This window comes from Paenibacillus sp. PastM-3 (assembly GCF_029893965.1).
GTDB lineage: Bacteria > Bacillota > Bacilli > Paenibacillales > Paenibacillaceae > Paenibacillus_AQ.
On sequence record NZ_JARXXP010000044.1, the window covers coordinates 1 to 19,053 of the forward strand.

Annotated in this window: 17 protein-coding genes and 1 riboswitch; of the genes, 16 read left to right on the plus strand and 1 reads right to left on the minus strand. The window is 50.2% G+C overall.

Going from position 1 to position 19,053, the window contains the following annotated elements:
- From M2108_RS29740 to M2108_RS29770, 7 genes are all read left to right on the plus strand, one after another.
- Nucleotides 1-1,611, plus strand: a 1,611-nt coding sequence (locus M2108_RS29740; RefSeq protein WP_277473062.1) for a WIAG-tail domain, incomplete at its 5' end; no start/stop codon positions are given.
- A gap of 932 nt (nt 1,612-2,543) precedes the next feature.
- Nucleotides 2,544-3,398, plus strand: a complete 855-nt coding sequence (locus M2108_RS29745; RefSeq protein ID WP_277473063.1) for a glycosyltransferase family 2 protein — start codon at nt 2,544-2,546, stop codon at nt 3,396-3,398.
- Entirely contained in the window at nt 3,395-4,717 is a 1,323-nt protein-coding gene (locus M2108_RS29750; protein WP_277473064.1) for a glycosyltransferase family 2 protein, read from the plus strand. The genes M2108_RS29745 and M2108_RS29750 overlap by 4 nt, the downstream gene beginning before the upstream one ends.
- Nucleotides 4,714-5,451, plus strand: coding sequence for a glycosyltransferase family 2 protein (locus M2108_RS29755; RefSeq protein ID WP_277473065.1), 738 nt, complete (start codon nt 4,714-4,716; stop codon nt 5,449-5,451). Before M2108_RS29750 ends, M2108_RS29755 begins: the two co-directional genes overlap by 4 nt.
- Before the next feature lie 47 nt (nt 5,452-5,498).
- On the plus strand, nt 5,499-6,230 hold the full coding sequence (locus tag M2108_RS29760) for a sugar phosphate nucleotidyltransferase (RefSeq protein ID WP_277473066.1): 732 nt from the start codon (nt 5,499-5,501) through the stop codon (nt 6,228-6,230).
- A 216-nt stretch (nt 6,231-6,446) separates the two neighbouring features.
- Nucleotides 6,447-7,298: a DNA polymerase III subunit gamma/tau gene (locus M2108_RS29765; protein ID WP_277473067.1), complete on the plus strand. Its 852-nt coding sequence runs from the start codon at nt 6,447-6,449 to the stop codon at nt 7,296-7,298.
- Between the two features lie 32 nt (nt 7,299-7,330).
- Nucleotides 7,331-8,920 (plus strand): hypothetical protein, encoded by a 1,590-nt coding sequence (locus tag M2108_RS29770; protein ID WP_277473068.1) that lies wholly within the window; start codon nt 7,331-7,333, stop codon nt 8,918-8,920.
- Between the two features lie 8 nt (nt 8,921-8,928).
- Here the strand turns inward: M2108_RS29770 and M2108_RS29775 are convergent, their stop codons facing one another.
- Nucleotides 8,929-9,453 carry a GNAT family N-acetyltransferase gene (locus tag M2108_RS29775; protein WP_277473069.1) on the minus strand — a complete coding sequence of 175 codons (525 nt, stop codon included), beginning with the start codon at nt 9,451-9,453 and terminating at the stop codon, nt 8,929-8,931.
- A 210-nt stretch (nt 9,454-9,663) separates the two neighbouring features.
- Here M2108_RS29775 and M2108_RS29780 point away from each other — a divergent pair, with 210 nt between their 5' ends.
- The 9 genes from M2108_RS29780 to M2108_RS29820 all read left to right on the plus strand — a co-directional run bounded on the left by M2108_RS29780 (nt 9,664) and on the right by M2108_RS29820 (nt 18,841).
- Nucleotides 9,664-9,957, plus strand: coding sequence for a nucleoside-diphosphate sugar epimerase (locus M2108_RS29780; protein WP_481856966.1), 294 nt, complete (start codon nt 9,664-9,666; stop codon nt 9,955-9,957).
- Between the two features lie 24 nt (nt 9,958-9,981).
- Nucleotides 9,982-10,323 carry an alpha-helical endospore appendage domain-containing protein gene (locus M2108_RS29785; RefSeq protein WP_068721995.1) on the plus strand — a complete coding sequence of 114 codons (342 nt, stop codon included), beginning with the start codon at nt 9,982-9,984 and terminating at the stop codon, nt 10,321-10,323.
- Complete coding sequence (locus M2108_RS29790; protein ID WP_277473072.1) at nt 10,320-10,622, plus strand: hypothetical protein; 303 nt, start codon at nt 10,320-10,322, stop codon at nt 10,620-10,622. Before M2108_RS29785 ends, M2108_RS29790 begins: the two co-directional genes overlap by 4 nt.
- Nucleotides 10,623-10,626: 4 nt before the next feature.
- Entirely contained in the window at nt 10,627-11,016 is a 390-nt protein-coding gene (locus M2108_RS29795) for a hypothetical protein (RefSeq protein ID WP_039876756.1), read from the plus strand.
- 158 nt (nt 11,017-11,174) lie between these two features.
- Complete coding sequence (locus M2108_RS29800) at nt 11,175-11,699, plus strand: GNAT family N-acetyltransferase (RefSeq protein WP_277473073.1); 525 nt, start codon at nt 11,175-11,177, stop codon at nt 11,697-11,699.
- A gap of 164 nt (nt 11,700-11,863) precedes the next feature.
- A riboswitch (purine riboswitch) is annotated at nt 11,864-11,962 on the plus strand.
- A gap of 78 nt (nt 11,963-12,040) precedes the next feature.
- Nucleotides 12,041-13,378 carry a 5'-deoxyadenosine deaminase gene (locus M2108_RS29805; protein WP_277473074.1) on the plus strand — a complete coding sequence of 446 codons (1,338 nt, stop codon included), beginning with the start codon at nt 12,041-12,043 and terminating at the stop codon, nt 13,376-13,378.
- 279 nt (nt 13,379-13,657) lie between these two features.
- The gene (locus tag M2108_RS29810; protein ID WP_277506461.1) at nt 13,658-15,430 is read left to right on the plus strand and encodes a hypothetical protein; all 1,773 of its coding nucleotides are present in this window, start codon (nt 13,658-13,660) and stop codon (nt 15,428-15,430) included.
- A gap of 359 nt (nt 15,431-15,789) precedes the next feature.
- A complete protein-coding gene (locus tag M2108_RS29815; RefSeq protein ID WP_277473076.1) occupies nt 15,790-17,772 on the plus strand; it encodes an RHS repeat domain-containing protein in 1,983 nt (660 codons plus the stop codon).
- A gap of 28 nt (nt 17,773-17,800) precedes the next feature.
- Nucleotides 17,801-18,841, plus strand: a complete 1,041-nt coding sequence (locus tag M2108_RS29820) for an RICIN domain-containing protein (RefSeq protein ID WP_277473077.1) — start codon at nt 17,801-17,803, stop codon at nt 18,839-18,841.
- The last annotated feature ends 212 nt before the right edge of the window (nt 18,842-19,053 follow it).

A 19,053-nucleotide genomic window follows, 5' to 3' on the forward strand; every position in this document is an offset into this window, starting at 1 on the left:
GCAGACAATGCGGTAGCAGGCCGCCATATCGGTGAAGGTGAGATTACGCTGGAGCATCTGGCCGGTGAAGTACGCAGCGCAGAGTGGCTGCCTGAAGGCGGCATCGGTGCCGATAAGCTGGCAGACAATGCGGTAGCAGGCCGTCACATCGGCGAAGGTGAGATCACGCTGGAACATCTGGCCGGTGAAGTGCGCAGCGCAGAGTGGCTGCCTGACGGCAGCATCGATGCCGATAAGCTGGCAGACAATGCGGTGGAAGGCCGCCATATCGGCGAAGGTGAGATCACGCTGGAGCATCTGGCCGGTGAAGTACGCAGCGCAGAGTGGCTGCCTGAAGGCGGCATCGGTGCCGATAAGCTGGCGGACGGCAGCATCGGTTCGCGTAAACTGGCTGCCGGAAGTGTATACGGAGGCCACCTGGCTCCTGAAGCGGTAGACAGCCGCCATATCCGTAGCGGCAGCATTACGCTGAAGCATCTGGCCGAGGGGACACTGACGCCTGATCTGCTGCCTGACGGCAGCATCAGTGCAGCGAAGCTGGCTGAAGGCTCAATCAGCTCCTTCCAGCTGGCTCCAGGCAGCATCTATGGCGGCCACCTGGCTTCAGAAGCAGTGGATAGCCGGCACATCCGCAACGGCAGCGTCGCACTGAAACATTTGGCCGAGGAAGTGCAGACAGCAGATCTGCTGCCTGACGGTAGTATCGGTGCAGCGAAGCTGGCTGAAGGCTCGGTGGGTTCTTTCCAGCTGGCTCCGGGCAGCGTATACGGAGGCCATCTGGCTCCTGAAGCGGTAGACAGCCGCCATATCCGCAGCGGTAGCATCACGGCCGAACATCTGGCTGAATGGACGCTGAACAACGACATGCTGTCTGCCGGCAGCATTGACGCTGAGAAGCTGGCAGACGGAGCCGTGCATTCACACCATTTGCAGCCGGAAAGTGTGTACGGCGAGCATTTGGCTGACGGCATTCTGGAGGAGCGGCACCTGCTGCCGGAAACGATCAAGCTGACGCATCTGGCGGAAGAAGTCCGTTCGGCTGATCTGCTGCCGGATGGCAGCATCACCGGCATCAAGCTGGCTTCCGGCAGTATCGGGGAGGAGCATCTGGCTGAGCAGGCCGTTGGTACTTCCGCAATTGCAGACGAAGCAGTGGATGCAGCTAAGCTGGCCTCTTTTGCCGTTCAATCCCGGCACCTTGAGGAAGAAAGTGTGCAGAGCTACCACATTGCAGCTGGTGCCGTTACCGGTGACCATCTGGCTCAAGGTGCAGTCTCTGCGGAGCACCTGTCCTTCAGTCCGGTGCAGAGCTCAGGAAACCGGCAGGTGCTGCAACAGTTTGGCATGACGGCGTTCATGTTTAACGGCAATGCGGAGAGCGTGGAAGTCACAGTAACCTTTGATGAGGGCTTCGGCCATACCGGTTATGTGTTCGTGGCTATGACCAACCAGCCGTATTTCCTTGCTTCACTGAAGAGTAGAGGCGTCGGAGAAGCGGTTGTGAACATTCACAGGCTGCGCGAAACGCCGCATTTCTATGGCGTGTTATCCTGGATTGCCCTCGGCACTCCGCCTGTCAAACCGCAGGTCGAGCACCGGGCGTTTGACTGACCGCTGTACAACAGCCTGCGGGTGTTATAGCCTGCAGGCTGTTGTGGTATTTGTTTCTATTAATCAGGCGCAGCCGTGAGGCTGCGCTTTTTGCTGCGGATTTGGGTGTGGAGGGGCGATGAAGGCGGCAAAGTACTGGCGGTTTCAAAAAATGGCATGAGTAGATGGTAACGAAAGACCGAAGTGTAACAGATTTCGGATTCAGGCAATGGCGGGTGCGGACAAATGAAGGGAGAGGAAATAAAGGGAAATTTCCCCTTAATGGGCCTCGATCCGCGTGCCCGCAGGCGAAATAAAGGGAATATTCCCCTTAAAGGGCCTCGATCCGCGTGCCCGCAGGCGAAATAAAGGGAATATTCCCCTTAATGGGTCTCGATCGGCGTGCCCGCAGGCGAAATAAAGGGAAATTTCCCCTTAAAGGGCCTCGATCCGCGTGCCCGCAGGCGAAATAAAGGGAAATTTCCCCTTAAAGGGCCTCGATCGGCGTGCCCGCAGGCGAAATAAAGGGAAATTTCCCCTTAAAGGGCCTCGATCGGCGTGCCCGCAGGCGAAACAAAGGGAAATTTCCCCTTAATGGGGCTTGATCACTGAACAATGGGCCAGGTTGTTTGTAGAAGGACGGTGTGGTAGGTAACAAGGGGTCAGGTGGTTTTGGTTGTGTAAAAGTAACATTGTTAGTAACTGAGGTAGTTTAACGAGTGTATGTGGTGCGCGGAGAAGCTGGTGAAGAGTACATATATGTGTGACTAGGTTGAAAAGTAACGTTAGCAGCTGGCGAGGAAAGCTTTTGTAAATGTGGCGGCAGTGTCCGCACCGCGGCATCTGTCCGATTTTCTGTACAAAGGGAGACATCTGCCGTTGCAGGAGACGGCAGTTTACATAAACTGTGGTGTAACCCTCAGCCCGGGAGTATGCCCTCCGAAGGAAGGTGGATGAGCTTGAAACAGCGTAAACGGACATCTGCCCGCCGCTCGGGGCGGCGGGCTTCCCAAGCAGTGCGGAGAAACCTCCGGCCGCAGCGGCAGACGGCAGAAGCCCTGCCTGCAGTAAACCACCCCGAGCCCGTTGTGTCGGTAATAATCCCCGCTATGAATGAGGCGCGGACGATCGCTGCAGTCATTGCCGGAGCAAGAGGCGTTCATCCGCGCTGTGAGGTTATTGTGATAGTCAATGGTTCAGCCGACAATACAGCCGAAATTGCGCACCGGATGGGAGCGAAGGTGATTACGTTTCCCCAGCCGCTTGGACATGATGTTGGGCGGAGTGTCGGAGCGGAGGCAGCCAGGGGGGAAATCCTGCTGTTTACTGACGGGGATCTGGTCATTTCCGCGGCAGAGCTGCGTCCATTCGTAGAAGCAGTCAGCAGCGGTGCTGATGTAGCGCTTAATGATTATTCCGGTCCGGTCAGCAGCCGGATACCGCATCCGGTGATACTCTCCAAGTATACACTCAATGTTATGCTTGGCCGGCCGGATCTGAACGGATATTCGCTTACTGCGGTGCCCCATGCGCTCAGCCGGAAGGCGCTGACAGCACTCGGCAGCGCTATCCTGTCCAGGCCGCCGCTTGCGCATGCCCGTGCAGTGCTGGAAGGACTACAGATGAAGGCCGTGCATAAAGTGCCGGTCGGCCGGATGAATGCGGTCCGCCGCAAGGAGGGCGGCAGAGACCCTCTGCAGGAGGTCATTCTCAGTGACCATCTGGAGGCCATGGGTCTGCTGCTGGAGCGCAGAGGCGAAAGGGCCGGTTACAGCGATGCAGGCCGGCGAAGGGAGATGGTGAGATGAACGCTGCAAAATCGAAGAAACAGGGAAAACAGCGTAAGCAGAAACGGCAGGCTTCTGCGCCCAGCGCTTTAGACAACCGTGCGGCATCAGCAGGACTGGAAGACTTCGCCACCCTCCCTGCCGGTGCTGCACCGCGGGACTCCGCCGTCCGCTCTGTATTAGCGGAGCTGGAAGACTCCGCCACCCTCCCTGCCGATGCTGCACCGCGGGAATCCGCCGTCCGCTCTGTATTAGCGGAGCTGCAAGACTTCGCCACCCTCCCTGCCGGTGCTGCACCGCGGGAATCCGCCGTCCGCTCTGTATCAGCAGGACTGGAAGACTCCGCCACCCTCCCTGCCGATGCTGCCCCGCGGGACTCCGCCGTCCGCTCTGTATCAGCGGAGCTGCAAGTCTCCGCTGTCCGCTCTGCATCCCGGGCCGCCGGTGGCCGCCGCTCTGCAAACGCAGCGCCGCGTACCGCTGCCAGCCGCCCCGCATCCGGCGCTGCGCGGAAACCCCGCCGCACAACCGCAGCCAAGCGCCCGGCGGCCGGCGCGAAACAGACACAAAAGCTCCCCCGCAAGCTGCGGGGGACGCTGTCTGTCATTATCTCGGCAAGGAATGAGGCGAAGACCTTGCCGCTGCTGCTGAAGCAGGTGCAGCGGCTGGCACCTGCCGAGATTATCGTCGTGCTCAATGGCTGCACAGACAACAGCTTTCAGCTGGCCCGGCTGTGCAGGCAGGCAACGGTCGTGCATGTTCCCGAGCCGGCCGGCCATGATGTGGGCCGTTCGCTTGGCGCCAAGCTCAGCAGAGGCGATATCCTGCTGTTCCTGGACGGCGATATGGTTATTCCGGCGCCGCAGCTGTCCGGTTTTGCCGCAGCGGTAGACGGCGGGGTTGATGTGGCGCTGAATGATCTGGATAGCCTGCTGCCGCCTTTTGGACTCAGTGATCATGTTACCCGCTGCAAGCTGTATCTCAACATGGTGCTCGGCCGGAGTGATCTCGGAGCCTGCTCGATGACCGCAGTACCCCATGCCCTGTCCCGGCGTGCGCTGGAAGTGATCGGTTACCGGGAGCTGATGGTGCCGCCCAAAGCGCAGGCACTCTCGCTGCTGAAGCAGCTGCGGGTGGAAAAGGCAGGCACAGTCAATGTATTCAAGCAAAACCGGCTGCGGCAGGATAACACAGGCGCCGGAAACAGGGTGGAGCAGCTGATTGTTGGTGATCATGCGGAAGCGCTCAAGGCGGTTCTGATGCTGAGCGGAGCCAATGCCGGCGCCGGCAGCCTGCAGGAGCAGCGCAGCCAGCTGGCCGCCTGGAGGAACGCCCTATGACCAAGACCAGCATCATTATTCCAACCTATAACGGGCAGAAGCTGCTTGAGGCCTGTGTCGAATCGATCAGACGTTATACAGATTCGTCTTATGAAATTATCGTGGTCGACAACGCCTCTAACGACGGTACGGCCGCCTATTGCCGCAGCAACAAGCTGGCGGTGATCTCCCTTCCGGAGAACCGCGGTTTTCCGGCCGCCTGTAACCTGGGGCTGCAGCTGGCTTCGGGGGATGAGCTGCTGCTGCTGAACAATGATGTTATTGTCTCGCATAACTGGCTGGCCAACCTGAGGGCGGCTCTGTACAGCGCAGCGGACATCGGCATTGTCGGGCCGGTGACGAATTACGCCAGCGGCCGGCAGCAGGTAAGAACGTCTTATGCCGATATATCCGGTTTTCACATTGAGGCTGAGACGGCTAACATCTCTGATCCCCTGAAATGGAAAGAGACGGTGCGGCTTGTAGGCTTATGCTTTTTGTTCAAAAGAGCAGTACTCGACCGTGTCGGCCTGCTGGATGAGCGGTATTCACCGGGACATTACGAGGACGATGATTATTGCTACCGTGCCCGGCTGAAGGGCTTCCGGCTGCTGATCGGCGGGGACTGCCTGGTGCATCATGAGGGAAGCGCGAGCTTCAGGCAGGTCCATTCCGCGGAGCTTCATGAGCTGGTGGAGCGTAACCGCAGGCTTTTTATAGAGAAATGGCATTTGGATCCGGCACAATTCATCTGACCTGCCAGCCCAAAGGCTAATGACATAGATAAAAAGGAGGAAAGTAAGTGAAAGGAGTCATACTGGCGGGCGGAAAGGGAACAAGGCTACATCCGCTGACCCGGCTGATGAACAAACATTTGCTTCCGGTCGGCAAATATCCTATGGTGTGTTACGGTATTGACCGGCTGCGCCGGGGCGGGATAACCGATATTCTCCTGATCATCAGCAAGCAGTCTGCGGGGCAGTATACGGATTTTCTGGGCAGTGGTGCGGAATTCGGCGTAAACTTGACCTACAAAATCCAGGAGGCTGCGGGAGGCATCGCAGAAGCGCTGGAGCTGGCGGAAGGATTCATTCTCCCGGGCGAACGGTTTGTCGTGCTGCTGGGCGACAATCTTTTTTTGGAGGATCTGACGCCTTATATGGAGAAATACGCAGAGCAGCCGCCAGGGACGGCCAAGGTGCTGCTGAAGCCGGTAGAGGATGCCCGCAGGTACGGGGTTCCTGTATTTGACGACAAGGATGCGTCCCTGATCGCTTATATTGAAGAAAAGCCGGAGCAGCCGAAGACGAATTTTTGCGTGACCGGTATTTATATGTACGATGAGGCAGTGTTCGGCATTATTAAGCGGATTGCTCCTTCAGGGCGCGGCGAGCTGGAGATTACCGACGTGAACAACATTTATGCCGGGGAGGGTAAGCTCAGCTACGATGTGCTCAAGGAATGGTGGAGCGACGCGGGAACGTTCGAGTCTCTGCAGGAGGCCGGGCAAAAGCTGGGTAACACGCTGCCGTAAGCCTTGAGCTATTCTTTGAAAAAAACGATCGGGATTTGCAAGAGACATTCTTCTCACTTGGGGAAGGGTGTCTCTTTTTACGATAGACAGGTTGTAAAGTTTGCTTTACTGGAGTGATAGTACCCAAGTATCCAGATTTTAGATATACTGTACATGCGGATCATTGGTCCTGCGTCTTTTGAACTACATATTTAGAGTGCTGAAAGGGGCGTACATATGTTTAACAAGGATTTGCGCGAAACGGCTATCCGTAATATGAAGGCAGAACAATCCAGATATGAATCGGAAAACAAGCGGCTTGTAGGAGATGCAGAGCAGCTGCTGGGCAAGCGGAGATTGCTCAAGTCCGCAGTCGATGAATCCTGGGAGTTTATAAATAGTATGCGCAATAAGCCGGCGGCTCTGGATACCGAGCTCAAGATCATAAAGATTGAGTCCAAGAGGTTCTCCGGTTTGCTGGACACCCTTGAAAAGGAGATCAGCAAGGCTAATTTCACCTCCGGCGGAACGGCGGCAACAGGTGTGGCAGCTGGTATTGGTGTGGCTGCTTTTGGGCCGACCGCTGCGCTTGCTATTGCTACTACATTTGGCACGGCTTCGACTGGCACAGCTATCGCTACGCTTAGCGGTGCAGCAGCAACGAATGCTGCCCTTGCCTGGCTGGGAGGCGGCGCGCTGGTTGCCGGCGGCGGCGGAACAGCAGCAGGAACCGCGCTGCTTGGACTGGCGGGTCCGGTCGGCTGGGCGATAGGCGGAGGTGCACTTGTGACCGCCGGTTTACTGAAAAGCGGCAAAAACAAGAAGATTGCCGAACAGGCCAGCATGGAGGCTGCGAAGATCCGCAAACATGTCAAGGCCATAGAAGCCACCCGTAAAGAAATCCAGGAGATTACGGCACTGAGCACCGCGGCCTCGGACGGGCTGCGCGGCATGCTTCTGCAGTGCCGTACATTGACTACAGACTATACCCAGCTTACACCGGAAGCCAAGCAGCGGCTGGGAGCGCTTGTCAATAATACCAAAGCCGGGGCGCAGCTGTTGAACCGGGCTGTTGGAGCAAACGCATAACAATGGAAGCGGGGGTGTAAAGGGGGATGGCCATGTCCGGAAATGTTCTGGAAATGACTTCATTATTAGAGGTAGAGCTTAAGGAAATTACTTTAGGCCAAAAGACGCTGGAGATTAATCATGTACTGGAGCTTCTGGCAAAGTATAAGGAAACAACGCTGAATACGCTAATCAGCCAGTTTGGGCTCGGGCCTGTCTTTGACAGCTACAGGAACGGCGGGAATGTAACGACACTTCATAACGCCGGGAAGGGGATCTTTGCGGATGAGGCCACCTCAGAGCGGTACACGGAAGCTTTTGACCGAAAGAATTACGAAAAGGATTTCCCGAAGAAGCGGAAGCTTACATTTCAAACCAGCAGCCAAATTACGGATGACTATACCGGAAAAATACTTAAGAAAGACGGGACAACCCATCTGGATCACATTGTCTCCGCCAAGGCGGTTCACGACAATAACGGGGCGCGCCTCTATATGTCTGCTGAGCAGCGTAATGAAATGGCGACCTCCGATAAGAATCTGGCCTGGACAGACTCCAGCTTGAATCAGTCAAAAAGCGATAAGGATCTGGAGCAGTGGATGGCCCGCCAGAACAGGCGGAATCCAGGCGAGACCAACGCCCAGCATTATGAAATCAATCCGGAGGCGGCTGCCCGGAAGAATAAGGAAGCTAAGCAGCATGTCCAGTCCACAGTCCGGCGGGCCAAGAGCAAATATTATGCATCCGGAGTGCTGTCAAGCGGTGTGGATCAGGGCTTGCGGATGGGGAAGAAGCAGGCACTGGGGATGTTCCTTTATGAGCTGCAGGCGGCGCTGATCCCGGAAATGACCGAATATTTCAGACAGTTTAAGAGCTATGGGACTTTATCAAGAAGAATAGAAGAGTTCAGTAATCTCTGTATGCGGCTGCAAGCAAGGATGGCGGCAAAGGCAAAGGATATCGCCAGAGCTTTTGGCGAGGGGCTGGCCGGCGGCTTCACCGCAAACCTGATAACGATCCTGATTAATACGTTTGCAACCACCTCCAGGAATATGGCCCGGATGCTGAATGACAGCATACATGCCCTGATCAGAGCCTTCAAATTACTGATCAATCCTCCGCACGGAATGGGGCAGAGCCAGGCGCTGCTGGAAGCCTCCAAAATATTGACTGCAGCCGTTACAGCTTCAGCCGGAGTAATATTGACCGAAAGCTTTGCCGCCTATCTCAAAACAACCCCGGCCGCTCCTTTTGCAGATCTGATTGCCGGTGTGCTTGGCGGGATGCTGACCGGAATTGTCTCCGTAACGCTCGTATATATGATCGACAATTTCGTTGCAGTCATGAAAAGCGTAGGAGCGGCCTTCAGCCTGATCAAATATCAGCTGACAGTTAGTAGGGATGACATCCGCCGGATCTATCTGGATGCGGTCTCGTCAATTGATGCTGAATATCAGCTGATTCTGGGACGGATCTACCTGGAATATGAAGAGCTGAACAAGCTGACAAGCCTCGCATATGATTGCGGCAGACTGGTAGGACTGCAGTTAAGGGCAAGCCAGGAGCTGGCCAGGGCGAACGAAGTACAGGAAAGCGAAATCCTTATGGGACTGGATGATATTGACGATTTTTTTATGAATTGAATGTGTAGTCAGGTTTGTTCTTGCGGCCGGCCAACCCTCCACCAGATCAGCTCATCGGTCTCGCGGTAGGGTTCAGCACCCAGATGCTGCAGCAGCCTGTGGGAGGCGGTATTGTCCGGCTCTGTATCAGCAATGACCCACTGTGCCTCCTCATGGCTGAAAATCCACTCATTAAGACACCGTACCGCCTCCGTTCCGTACCCCTTGCCCCAATACTGTTCATCAATGATATAGCCGATTATAACCTCGCCCTGTCCGTTCGGCCGGCCTTTCAGAATCAGGAAGCCGATAATTTCCTGCTCCTCCCGTTGAATGACAGCCCAGCACGTATACCACAAATAATGCTCTGCGTTCTGCAGCACCTTGGAATGGCGTACCTTGAGCGCATACAGCATTTCATCGTCCAGAATGGCCGGGGCCAGCCTGTAGCCAAGAGCCTGCTCCAATGAGGCCGCGGTGCAGCTGAGGGTACTGACAGACAGCTCTGCCGCAGTCATGGCCTGTAAATCCAGGCGGTTACTTGTAATTTTCATAGCGCTCCTCCAATCCATTTATACATGCTGCTATAGGACTTTTATGTGAAAAAAGACCATTCATTCCAGCATTCAGCATATTCTCAGGGCCTTCGGTCTGTCAATATCCTCCAAATGTTCATAGGATCTGCAGCGCAGCATTCCGGGTTCCTCCGCACCGACAGGGCTTCAGCCGCATATGCTGTAGCAGGGCGTTTGAGCAAAGGAGACATGAAGGTGCAGAATAAAATAACCAAAGTGCTGCAGCACATGGCCCATACGCACGAACAGATGGCGCGGATTCTTGACGCCGAACGCCACGTTGCCGTCCGTATGTCGCAAATAGTCCATGATCTGCCGGATGCGGAGCCTGATTTCGGCGGTTTCAGCGGACTGGTCGAAAGCCACAGCCAGGTCAACAAAAATATCATCGCTTATTTGAACGCACTTGCTGATCTGGAAGAGGCGATGGCTGAAGGGGTAGGCCGTGTAATCAAGGAACTGGGCGGCCAGGAAGAAGAGTAGCGCTTAAAGAGCAGGAGGCGGAACATGAGCAGGGAAAAAGCTTATCTGCAAATGCTGGAGTCGACCGCTACTATCCAGTGGAATATCGCGATGATTCTCGAGGCCAAAGCGGTAGAGGCGGAAAAGGTAAAGCAGTGGACACATCATCATATCCATGCGAGATCCTTCGACAACCATGAAGAGCAGCTGAAGGAAACCCTCTCGATCCACGAGGTAATTGTGGAGATGGTGGAGGGGCTGACCAAGCTGGAAAACGGGCTGTACAGCAACCTGAAGGCGGTGCTGGGCAGCGGCGAGGATGAAGGCGGCGAAGGCTTCGGCGGCATGTCCGGTGACGGCTTCGACTTCGGGGACGACAGCAAATGAGCGGCGGGCTTCTCTCCGAACACGCCGTCAAGCTGGAGATGATCCGCTCCATTGCCCGCAGCCAGGCCGCACTGGCTGCGATTCTGGAGAGTATCGCCGAAATTACGGGGCAATCGGAGCTGACGGCCCGCAAGCTGAGTGACAATATCAGAATCCTGAGCCAATATCAAAGCGCCATGTGCCGGATGATGTCCGGTATTTCGCTGCATCAGCCCAAGCAGGGGAAGCCTGCGGCACCATGGCTTAACAAGCATGCGCAAAGGACGCCGCGAAGAGCACATGGAGTACAGGAGGAGTAGAAGGATGAAGAGAAAGAAAGCAATCAAGCGTTCAGGCCGGGCAGCCAAGAGACGCACCCTGCTGGTGACGCGCAAAGCGAAGATCCGCAGAGGAGCCGGCCGCAAACTCCGCAAACTGCGCTCAGGCAAGACCAAGAGAGGACTGCTGCTGCGCAAGAAAAGAAGACTTCGCCGCCGGATTGCGGCCCGGAGAGTTCAGGTGGTTGTTCAGCCTCCGGTGCAGGTAACACCGGCTGCCCCGCTGGTCGTTCCGCTCCCCCCGGATCTCGGCGTCCCTCCGGAAACCCCGCCGGGAGACGCCTATCAGCAGGGCTACACCGAAGCATACAACGTGGGGTTCGACGCCGGTTTCGCCAAGGGCTTCGAGGACGGGCATAAGCTGGAGCTCGGCTAAACCAACATGGGCTTGCCCGAATTGTGCGGGCAGGCCCTGCTGCGCTGTACAGAACGGAAGCCGGGCTATTGAATTTGTCCCCTGATGTGATAAACTTCACTAATAAGTCATCATAGACAGGTTCAACTCAAATCATCAGGCAGGAAAGCAGGGATACCATGGGCAGTAATGAAATCCGTAAAGCACGGACAGAGGAAATCGGAGAGATTATGGAGCTGATCGCCAGATGTGTACAGGTGATGCAGGCGGGAGGCAGTGATCAGTGGGATGACAGCTATCCTAACCGTGAGATCATTGGACAGGATATCGAACACGGGACTCTCTACGCTTACATAGATAATGGCGCTGTTGCCGGGATTCTTGTGCTGGACGAGCACCAAAATGAGCTGTACCAGAGCATCAAGTGGTCACAGGAGCAGGGCAAGGCGCTGATCATGCACCGGCTGGCTGTTCATCCGGAGGCCCAGGGCAAGGGCATTGCCCGGAAGCTGATCGCTTATGCCGAGGAATATGCCCGCGAGGCAGGGTACAGCAGCATCCGGCTGGACACCTATACGAAGAACACTCCTGCGCTTGCTTTGTATCCGGGGCTTGGATATGAACGCAGAGGCGAGATTTTTTTCCCGGGGCGTACCGCAAGCTTTCCGGTATTTGAAAAGGTGCTGGATAGCGTTAAAGAGTAATCTGGTTGCACAGGGGTAGTACACATGTAATTTGTGTTATTTAAAATAACATGAAATCATTGTTTTTATGGAATAAATTATGATTATCACCGTTGTTTTTAATTTTAATGTTAATTTAGTTGACATTAACTTTGTCCTTCGTTTATTATGGGGTTATTCAAAACCAATTGAATAATCCTTTTTTTCGTATATCCTTAATAATTGGTTTAAGGGTCTCTACCGGGAACCGTAAATTTCTGGCTACGAAAATATGCTGCGGCATATTTTTGTGGCCTTTTTGTGTTATCTGGCTGTACGAAGTGAGTGAGCAATCTGTGAATTGAACGAGGGGGAAACGGGACATGGCCAACATACTGATCAAAAACGCGGAGATTATTACAATGAACAAGCAGGAAGAAATCTTCCATGGGGATATCCGGATCAAAGATAATTTGATAGTTGAGATCGGCAGCGGGCTTACCGCACAGGGGGATGAGCGGGTTATTGATGCAACGAACCGCACGGTGATTCCCGGCTTTGTGCAGACGCATATTCATCTCTGCCAGACGCTGTTCCGCGGCAAAGGCGATGACCTGGAGCTGATGGACTGGCTGCGCAAACGGATCTGGCCGCTGGAGGCTGCCCACGATGAGGAATCGCTGTATTATTCCGCCATGCTCGGGATCGGGGAGCTGATCTCCAGCGGTACGACGACAATTGTCGATATGGAGACGGTCAACCATACGGATTTTGCGTTCCAGGCGATTGCCAAAAGCGGCATCCGTGCCCTCTCCGGCAAAGTGATGATGGATCAGAAGGGCGGCGACGTTCCGGCAGCACTGCAGGAGGAAACGGCGGCTTCGCTGCAGGAAAGTGTGGATCTGCTGGAAAAATGGAACGGCTACGGCAACGGGCGGATCCAGTACGCTTTTTCACCGCGGTTTGTGATCTCCTGTACAGAGCCGCTGCTCAAGGAAGTACGTGATCTGTCGGCCCGTTACAATGTCAAAGTGCACACCCACGCTTCGGAAAATCAGGGGGAAATCGAAATCGTCCAGGCGATGACCGGCATGCGCAATGTTGTGTACCTCGATCACCTGGGGCTGGCGAACGAACGTCTGATTCTGGCCCACTGCGTCTGGCTGGACGCCGAGGAGAAACGCATTCTGCGCGACCGCGGGGTGCATGTCAGCCACTGCCCGGGCTCTAACCTGAAGCTGGCTTCAGGTATTGCCGATACGCCGGGCATGCTGCACGATCACATCCATCTCAGTCTCGGTGCCGACGGCGCGCCGTGCAACAACAACCTCGACATGTTCAACGAAATGCGGCTGGCCGCAGTCATCCAGAAGCCCCACCACGGCCCGACCACGATGAACGCACGCAGCGTCTTCCGCATGGCCACCATCGGCGGCGCCAAGGCAGTTGGCATGGAAGACCAGATCGGCAGCATCGAGGTAGGCAAAAAAGCCGACCTGGCCATCCTGAACCTCTACAACTTCCACACCTTTCCGTCCTATGACGTCGATCCCATCTCCCGGATTGTCTACTCCGCCACCCGCGCCGATGTCGAGACGACGATTGTCGACGGGGAGATCCTGATGGATAAAGGGCTGCTGAAGACGGTGGATAAGGAGATTGTACTGCAGGAAGCGAACCGGTCGATTAAAAGATTGTTGGGGTATGCGCAGGTTGGCTGAGAAAATATAATCTACAAAATAGCTTGATATTCGACAAAATACCACTATTTTCAAATCCTACCCTTTGTCATATGATTATGGCAGGCGGAAAGTGGTTGATTTCACAAATATGAATTATGCCCACGTTGATCTGTTTGCGTGGGCTTTTTGTATGTGTTGATGTATGAAAAGTGATAAGGAGGCATAGTTCAAGTTCATGAAGTATATCAATATGGCATCGTAATTTAATCATTTATAAAATTTTAAACAAATCATATTTTGGAGGGTGTACAACCAACTATGCTAAAGAGTCTCAAGAGTATTTATAGAGTTTTATTGATTTTAACAACGTGTTTACTTGTCTTCCCTTATCAAGCATTCGCCCAATATGTAACCAATACCTATGACATTAATGGCCGGATGACTTCCAGCACTAGAATTGAAAATGATAACACTTCGATAAGAACATTTTATAGCTATGACCTTAACGGTAACTTGAAAAGTAAAAAAACAACTAGTGAACCATGGCGAAACTTTAATGTAAGCACATTTCCGGTCAATGACAATTACAGCTTTGAAAAGGATACTAATCAAAATAATCTGCCGGATTTCTGGGAAACAGCTTGGCGAAATGGTTCCAGTACTTCACCAAGCGCAACTATATTAAATGCTACGTCTACCGATAATTCAGTCGATGGCACGAGAATTTACCGATTGAATAGCGGTAAGGGGAATGCAAGCTCCTATCAATATGTTTTATCTGACTCCATTCCAGTTAGCGGCAAGACAACCTATAGAATACAAGCTTACATGAAATACTTGCTTTCAGCAGGAGTGGCAGAAATGACAGTAATACAGGCGGATGCCAGCAACAATACCATACAACAATCCTCACGCACCTTTAAATCTGGCGGGGGCAAGTGGAATAAGAATTCAATTACGTTTGATACACTCGAAAAAGCAACATCCATTCGCATTCGCTTCGCAGTGGGTGGTGAAGAAAACGCAACTTTGGATGTAGATAAGGTTACTTTCGCTAATGTAATTCAAACCGCTTCAACTTCACATGCAAAAATCGCTTTTAACGGGAATGCTAGCTTTGAAAAGGATCAGAACAATGATGGTAAGCCGGATCAATGGGATGTCGCTTGGAGAAACGGGAACAGTTCAGGGGCTTTTGCGGCCATAGTATCGTATCTGCCTGGTGTAGAGGGGAAGAACCAGTACCGTTTATTTAGCGGGACAGGCGACGCGGCCTCTTATATGTATGCTCTTTCCGAAAAAGTTCCGGTTGCCGGCGGTGCGACCTATAAGCTTTCTGCAAGTATGCTTTACGCTTTATCCCAGGGCAGTGCAAATATGAGTATATTAGAGTTTGCAGCTGACGGCTCAACAACGAATGAGATTCATAACAGTTATAGGAATGGGGGGTGGTCATGGAAGGTCAACTCCAAGACTTTTACTACTCAACCGAATACCACACACATTGCGGTCAGGTTTGCTGTCGGTGGTGAGGTATCAGCTTATCTGGATATAGATCAGGTGCAGATTGAATTAGCTGGTGCAGCAGAGATTAATGATAATGCCAGCTTTGAGACGAAGGATAATACTAATAATTTGCCGGATCTCTGGACAACTGCATGGAGAAATGGAGCTAGTATAAACCCTAGTGCTGAGAGAGTGCCTATTGATACTGTTGGTTTTACAGGGGGCTTATGCATGTATAGACTATTTGGGGGGACAGGAACTACCAACTCATATCAATTTGCTCAGTCTAGTCCTATACCTGTATCTGCTAATGTAACTTACTCATTAAGTGCAGCATTGCGATATACCCTTAATCAAGGTGGACATGCAGAAATGAGTGTAATTCAACTTGACAAAAATGGTACTAACATTGGTGAAGCACACTCTGTCGCAAGTAATGGTGGATGGCAGTGGCATAATCAATATATGGATATTGTCACATTGCCTAATGCAACGCATATCGTAGTACGTTTTGCTGTTGGAGGAGAAACCACCGGTGCTTATTTGGATATTGATGATGTGAGAATCATTAATAATAGCTGGTAATTGATATGTTAGATGCAAATAACATTCTGTCCTTCTAGGCGGAGTGTTATTTGGTATGTAGATTAAAAGTGATTAGTAAAGAAGTTAACTTTTAGACTTGATTTCTTTTGAAAAACAGCCAATTAATTATGCAGTTTTCCATATTGTCAAATATAATGCATGATAATCCCGGAATTCTACATAAGTTCCTAATATTCGACAAAATGCAACTATTTCTAAAATCGAGCTGATAACTTATGATTGTCGAGGATGTGAATTTGTAGATGATGAAGGAGAATTATGGAGCGAAATGGAAAAGGGAATGAGAATGGGATACTATCAGTAAATAAGGAAACTACACTAAAAGAGGTGCAGTTGTTTTGAAAAAGAATATGAAATTATTCAACATAATTATCATTTATCTTGTAGTATCCTTGGGCTTTCCTCAATATGAGGCTTTTGCTGCAGAAAACGCATTGGTTGTTAAAGAGAATTTCGAAACAGGTACTTATACGGGGAGTAATTATATTCCGGTTAGTGGGACTATTACCAATGATCCTCTAAAAGTTGTAAATGGAAAATACTCTGCTTTATTAAGCGCTCAGTCATCAGAGGTGTGGAAGGAATTCAATCATTCTGACCCCGCAAAGGTTAAATTTGAAAAAAACACGACTTATAATGTTACATTTTCTTATAAATCGATCGAAATGCAGCCACAGGACCCAAACCGCTTCTTTTATTTCCTTGCGCGCAGTACCGATGGTAAAGAGGATAAAGGTTACTTTAGTTGGAATGATGCAAGTGGAAGCGCAGGTACAAGAACAATAACACTTACGACAGGAAATAAGGATAACTATTATTTAATCTGGGGCATTCATGCTGGAGGAAGCTTATCTATTGATGACATCCAGATTGTTAAACAAGCTCCATCTGGCAGTGAGTCTTTTGAGAAGGGCACTTTTACTCAAACGAATTTTCTTGCAGGCTCGGGCAGTATAACAAATGATCCGACGAAAATAATCAGCGGGCAATATTCTGCTTTTCTTAGCTCCCTACAGTCCGAGACGTGGAAAGAGTTTGCATATACGGACTCTAGTAAGGTGAAGTTTGAAAAAAATACTACATACCAAGTTACATTTAAATATAAATCTATAAGTATGGTGCCAAATGACAGTAGCCGGTATTTTTATTTTCTGGCAAGAAGCCAGGATAACACTGAAGATAAAGGATGGACGACTTGGAATGATATCAGCGGTAGCAGTGGGAGTAAGGTCATAACTTTTACTACCGGAGCTAAAGAGAATTACTACCTGATTTGGGGGATTTGTAATGGTGGAGCACTTTCGATCGATGATATAGATATTATTAAGATTAGTGAATCCTTTGAAAAGGGTTCTTTTACAGATACATACTTTAGAGCAGGTTCGGGTATTCTCACAAAGGAACCAGATAAAGTAATTAGCGGTCAATACTCTGCGTATCTTTCTTCAACAGTGAACGAAGATTGGAAGGAGTTTGCGTATAGCAATCCGGATAAATATATATTTGAAGGAAACACAACTTACAATGTCACTTTTTCGTTTAAATCACTAGATATGGACTCTTCAGATACCAATCGTTACTTTTACTTTTTAGCTAGAAGTACTGACAATCAAGAGGATAAAGGTTGGACAACATGGAGTGTGGCAAGCGGAAATAAGGGGAAGAAAACAATAACATTCACGACTGGAACTAAAGAAAATTATTATTTGATCTGGGGGATTCATAAAGGGGGCGCTATTTCTTTAGATGATATAGTCATCAGAAAAGTTAGTGAATCTTTTGAGCGGGGTACTTTTAGCAGTACGGGATTGTTACCTGACTCTGGAATTATTACTAAAGATCCTTTAAAAGTTGCCACTGGAATGTTCTCTGCCTATCTAAACTCTGCCAAGACTATAGAATGGGCTAATATCGCAGTTACAGATACAAGTAGAGTAAAGTTTTTAAAGAATACTACCTATACGGTTAGCTTCTCTTATAAGTCCATTGATATGCAACCTGAAGATATTAATCGCCACTTTTATTTTTTTGCCCGAGGTATCGATAATGTAGAAGTTTTAGGCTGGACAAGTTGGAATGATGTTTCAGGAACGAAAGGAATTAAGACAGTAACCTTCACTACTGGAAATCAAGACAACTATTATCTTTTGTGGGGAATTAGAAATGGAGGAGCTCTTTCAATAGATGATATTGTTATTCAGCAATTAACAACTTATGAATATGATGCTGATGGGAGATTAGCTGAAATTCGTTATTCAGATAATAGAGTCGTAAAATATAAGTATGACCTGAACGGGAACTTAATAAAAGCTGCAGAATGATGAAGATTATGAAACGGAGAAGCTGTAGATGAGAAAATATATTCTAAGTATATTTATTTGCGTATTTGCCCTCGGTGCTGCCCCATCAGCTACTGCTATGAAATATACTTATACAAAATCAGGACAGTTAGGCTTAATCAATATTTCCGAAGGGAAATACATAAGCTTTCAATACGATAACAACGGGAATATGATCAGCAGAAAGAGCTTAACATGCCAGGAATCAGAATATAAATTTATTAATGTAAACAGCGGAAAGGCTTTAGATGTATATGCTGGTGATACAAGCAATGGATCAAAAGTTCAAATTGAGACAGATAACGGAACGGATGCGCAGAGGTGGTTGCTATGTAACGCGCCAAACAATACCTATAAAGTAATCAATGTAAATAGCGGCAAAGCGCTTGATGTGGCAGATGGTAAGATTGCTGATGGTACCAAAGTACAATTATGGAACGATAATGGAACAGAAGCTCAGAGTTGGCGGTTGATCAATAATGGAAACAATATCTATACATTTATTAATACTAACAGTAACAAGGTACTTGATGTAGCAGGTGGAAGTGTGAACAGCGGTACAACTGTACAAATATGGACTGGGAATGGAACAACAGCACAGCAATGGGAAATGGTAAAGGCGATTTCAAACGGCGCAGAATTTAAGATATTAAATGCTGGAAATGGGAAAGCTTTAGATGTCTCAGGAGGGAAAACCGTTAATGGAACACCAGTGCAAATTTGGACAGCTAACAATACGACAACTCAAAGATGGCAGATATTCGATACGGGAAGTAATCGATACAAATTAATAAATGTTAATAGCGGTAAAGCTTTAGAAGTGGCAGGTGGTGGGGTTACTAATGGATCGGGCGTGCAAATTTGGACGGATAATGGTACGGCATCTCAACTGTGGACATTAACTGAAAATACAACTGGCATATATACAATAACGAATGTAAACAGTAATAAGGTGTTAGATATACCAGGCGGAAGTAGTGTAGACGGCACTCAGTTACAAATTTATACAAAGAATGAAACAACCTCGCAACAGTGGAAATTCATTAAGTAGGTAATGAGAGTCTCAGACGATTTTGTTTGAGGCTCTTTTATTTGGGATATAGATAAAATTAAGAATTAAGATGAAATATCTTTATTTTATTCTCTTTGCCCCAAAAAAGTGTGGATTATTCTCGAATTTCTACTATATTCTTATTATTTGATAAGTTGCAACTATTTCCATAATACAGGTAATCCTTTATGATTGGAAAGGAAAATACATAT

What these genes read in the sequence shown, in the direction of transcription:
- M2108_RS29745 (WP_277473063.1), top strand. Translation starts at nt 2,544, where the DNA reads ATGAGCTTGAAACAGCGTAAACGGACATCTGCCCGCCGCTCGGGGCGG.
- M2108_RS29750 (WP_277473064.1), top strand. Translation starts at nt 3,395, where the DNA reads ATGAACGCTGCAAAATCGAAGAAACAGGGAAAACAGCGTAAGCAGAAA.
- M2108_RS29755 (WP_277473065.1), top strand. Translation starts at nt 4,714, where the DNA reads ATGACCAAGACCAGCATCATTATTCCAACCTATAACGGGCAGAAGCTG.
- M2108_RS29765 (WP_277473067.1), top strand. Translation starts at nt 6,447, where the DNA reads ATGTTTAACAAGGATTTGCGCGAAACGGCTATCCGTAATATGAAGGCA.
- M2108_RS29770 (WP_277473068.1), top strand. Translation starts at nt 7,331, where the DNA reads ATGTCCGGAAATGTTCTGGAAATGACTTCATTATTAGAGGTAGAGCTT.
- M2108_RS29775 (WP_277473069.1), bottom strand. Translation starts at nt 9,453, where the DNA reads ATGAAAATTACAAGTAACCGCCTGGATTTACAGGCCATGACTGCGGCA.
- M2108_RS29780 (WP_481856966.1), top strand. Translation starts at nt 9,664, where the DNA reads ATGAAGGTGCAGAATAAAATAACCAAAGTGCTGCAGCACATGGCCCAT.
- M2108_RS29785 (WP_068721995.1), top strand. Translation starts at nt 9,982, where the DNA reads ATGAGCAGGGAAAAAGCTTATCTGCAAATGCTGGAGTCGACCGCTACT.
- M2108_RS29790 (WP_277473072.1), top strand. Translation starts at nt 10,320, where the DNA reads ATGAGCGGCGGGCTTCTCTCCGAACACGCCGTCAAGCTGGAGATGATC.
- M2108_RS29795 (WP_039876756.1), top strand. Translation starts at nt 10,627, where the DNA reads ATGAAGAGAAAGAAAGCAATCAAGCGTTCAGGCCGGGCAGCCAAGAGA.
- M2108_RS29800 (WP_277473073.1), top strand. Translation starts at nt 11,175, where the DNA reads ATGGGCAGTAATGAAATCCGTAAAGCACGGACAGAGGAAATCGGAGAG.
- M2108_RS29805 (WP_277473074.1), top strand. Translation starts at nt 12,041, where the DNA reads ATGGCCAACATACTGATCAAAAACGCGGAGATTATTACAATGAACAAG.
- M2108_RS29810 (WP_277506461.1), top strand. Translation starts at nt 13,658, where the DNA reads ATGCTAAAGAGTCTCAAGAGTATTTATAGAGTTTTATTGATTTTAACA.
- M2108_RS29820 (WP_277473077.1), top strand. Translation starts at nt 17,801, where the DNA reads ATGAGAAAATATATTCTAAGTATATTTATTTGCGTATTTGCCCTCGGT.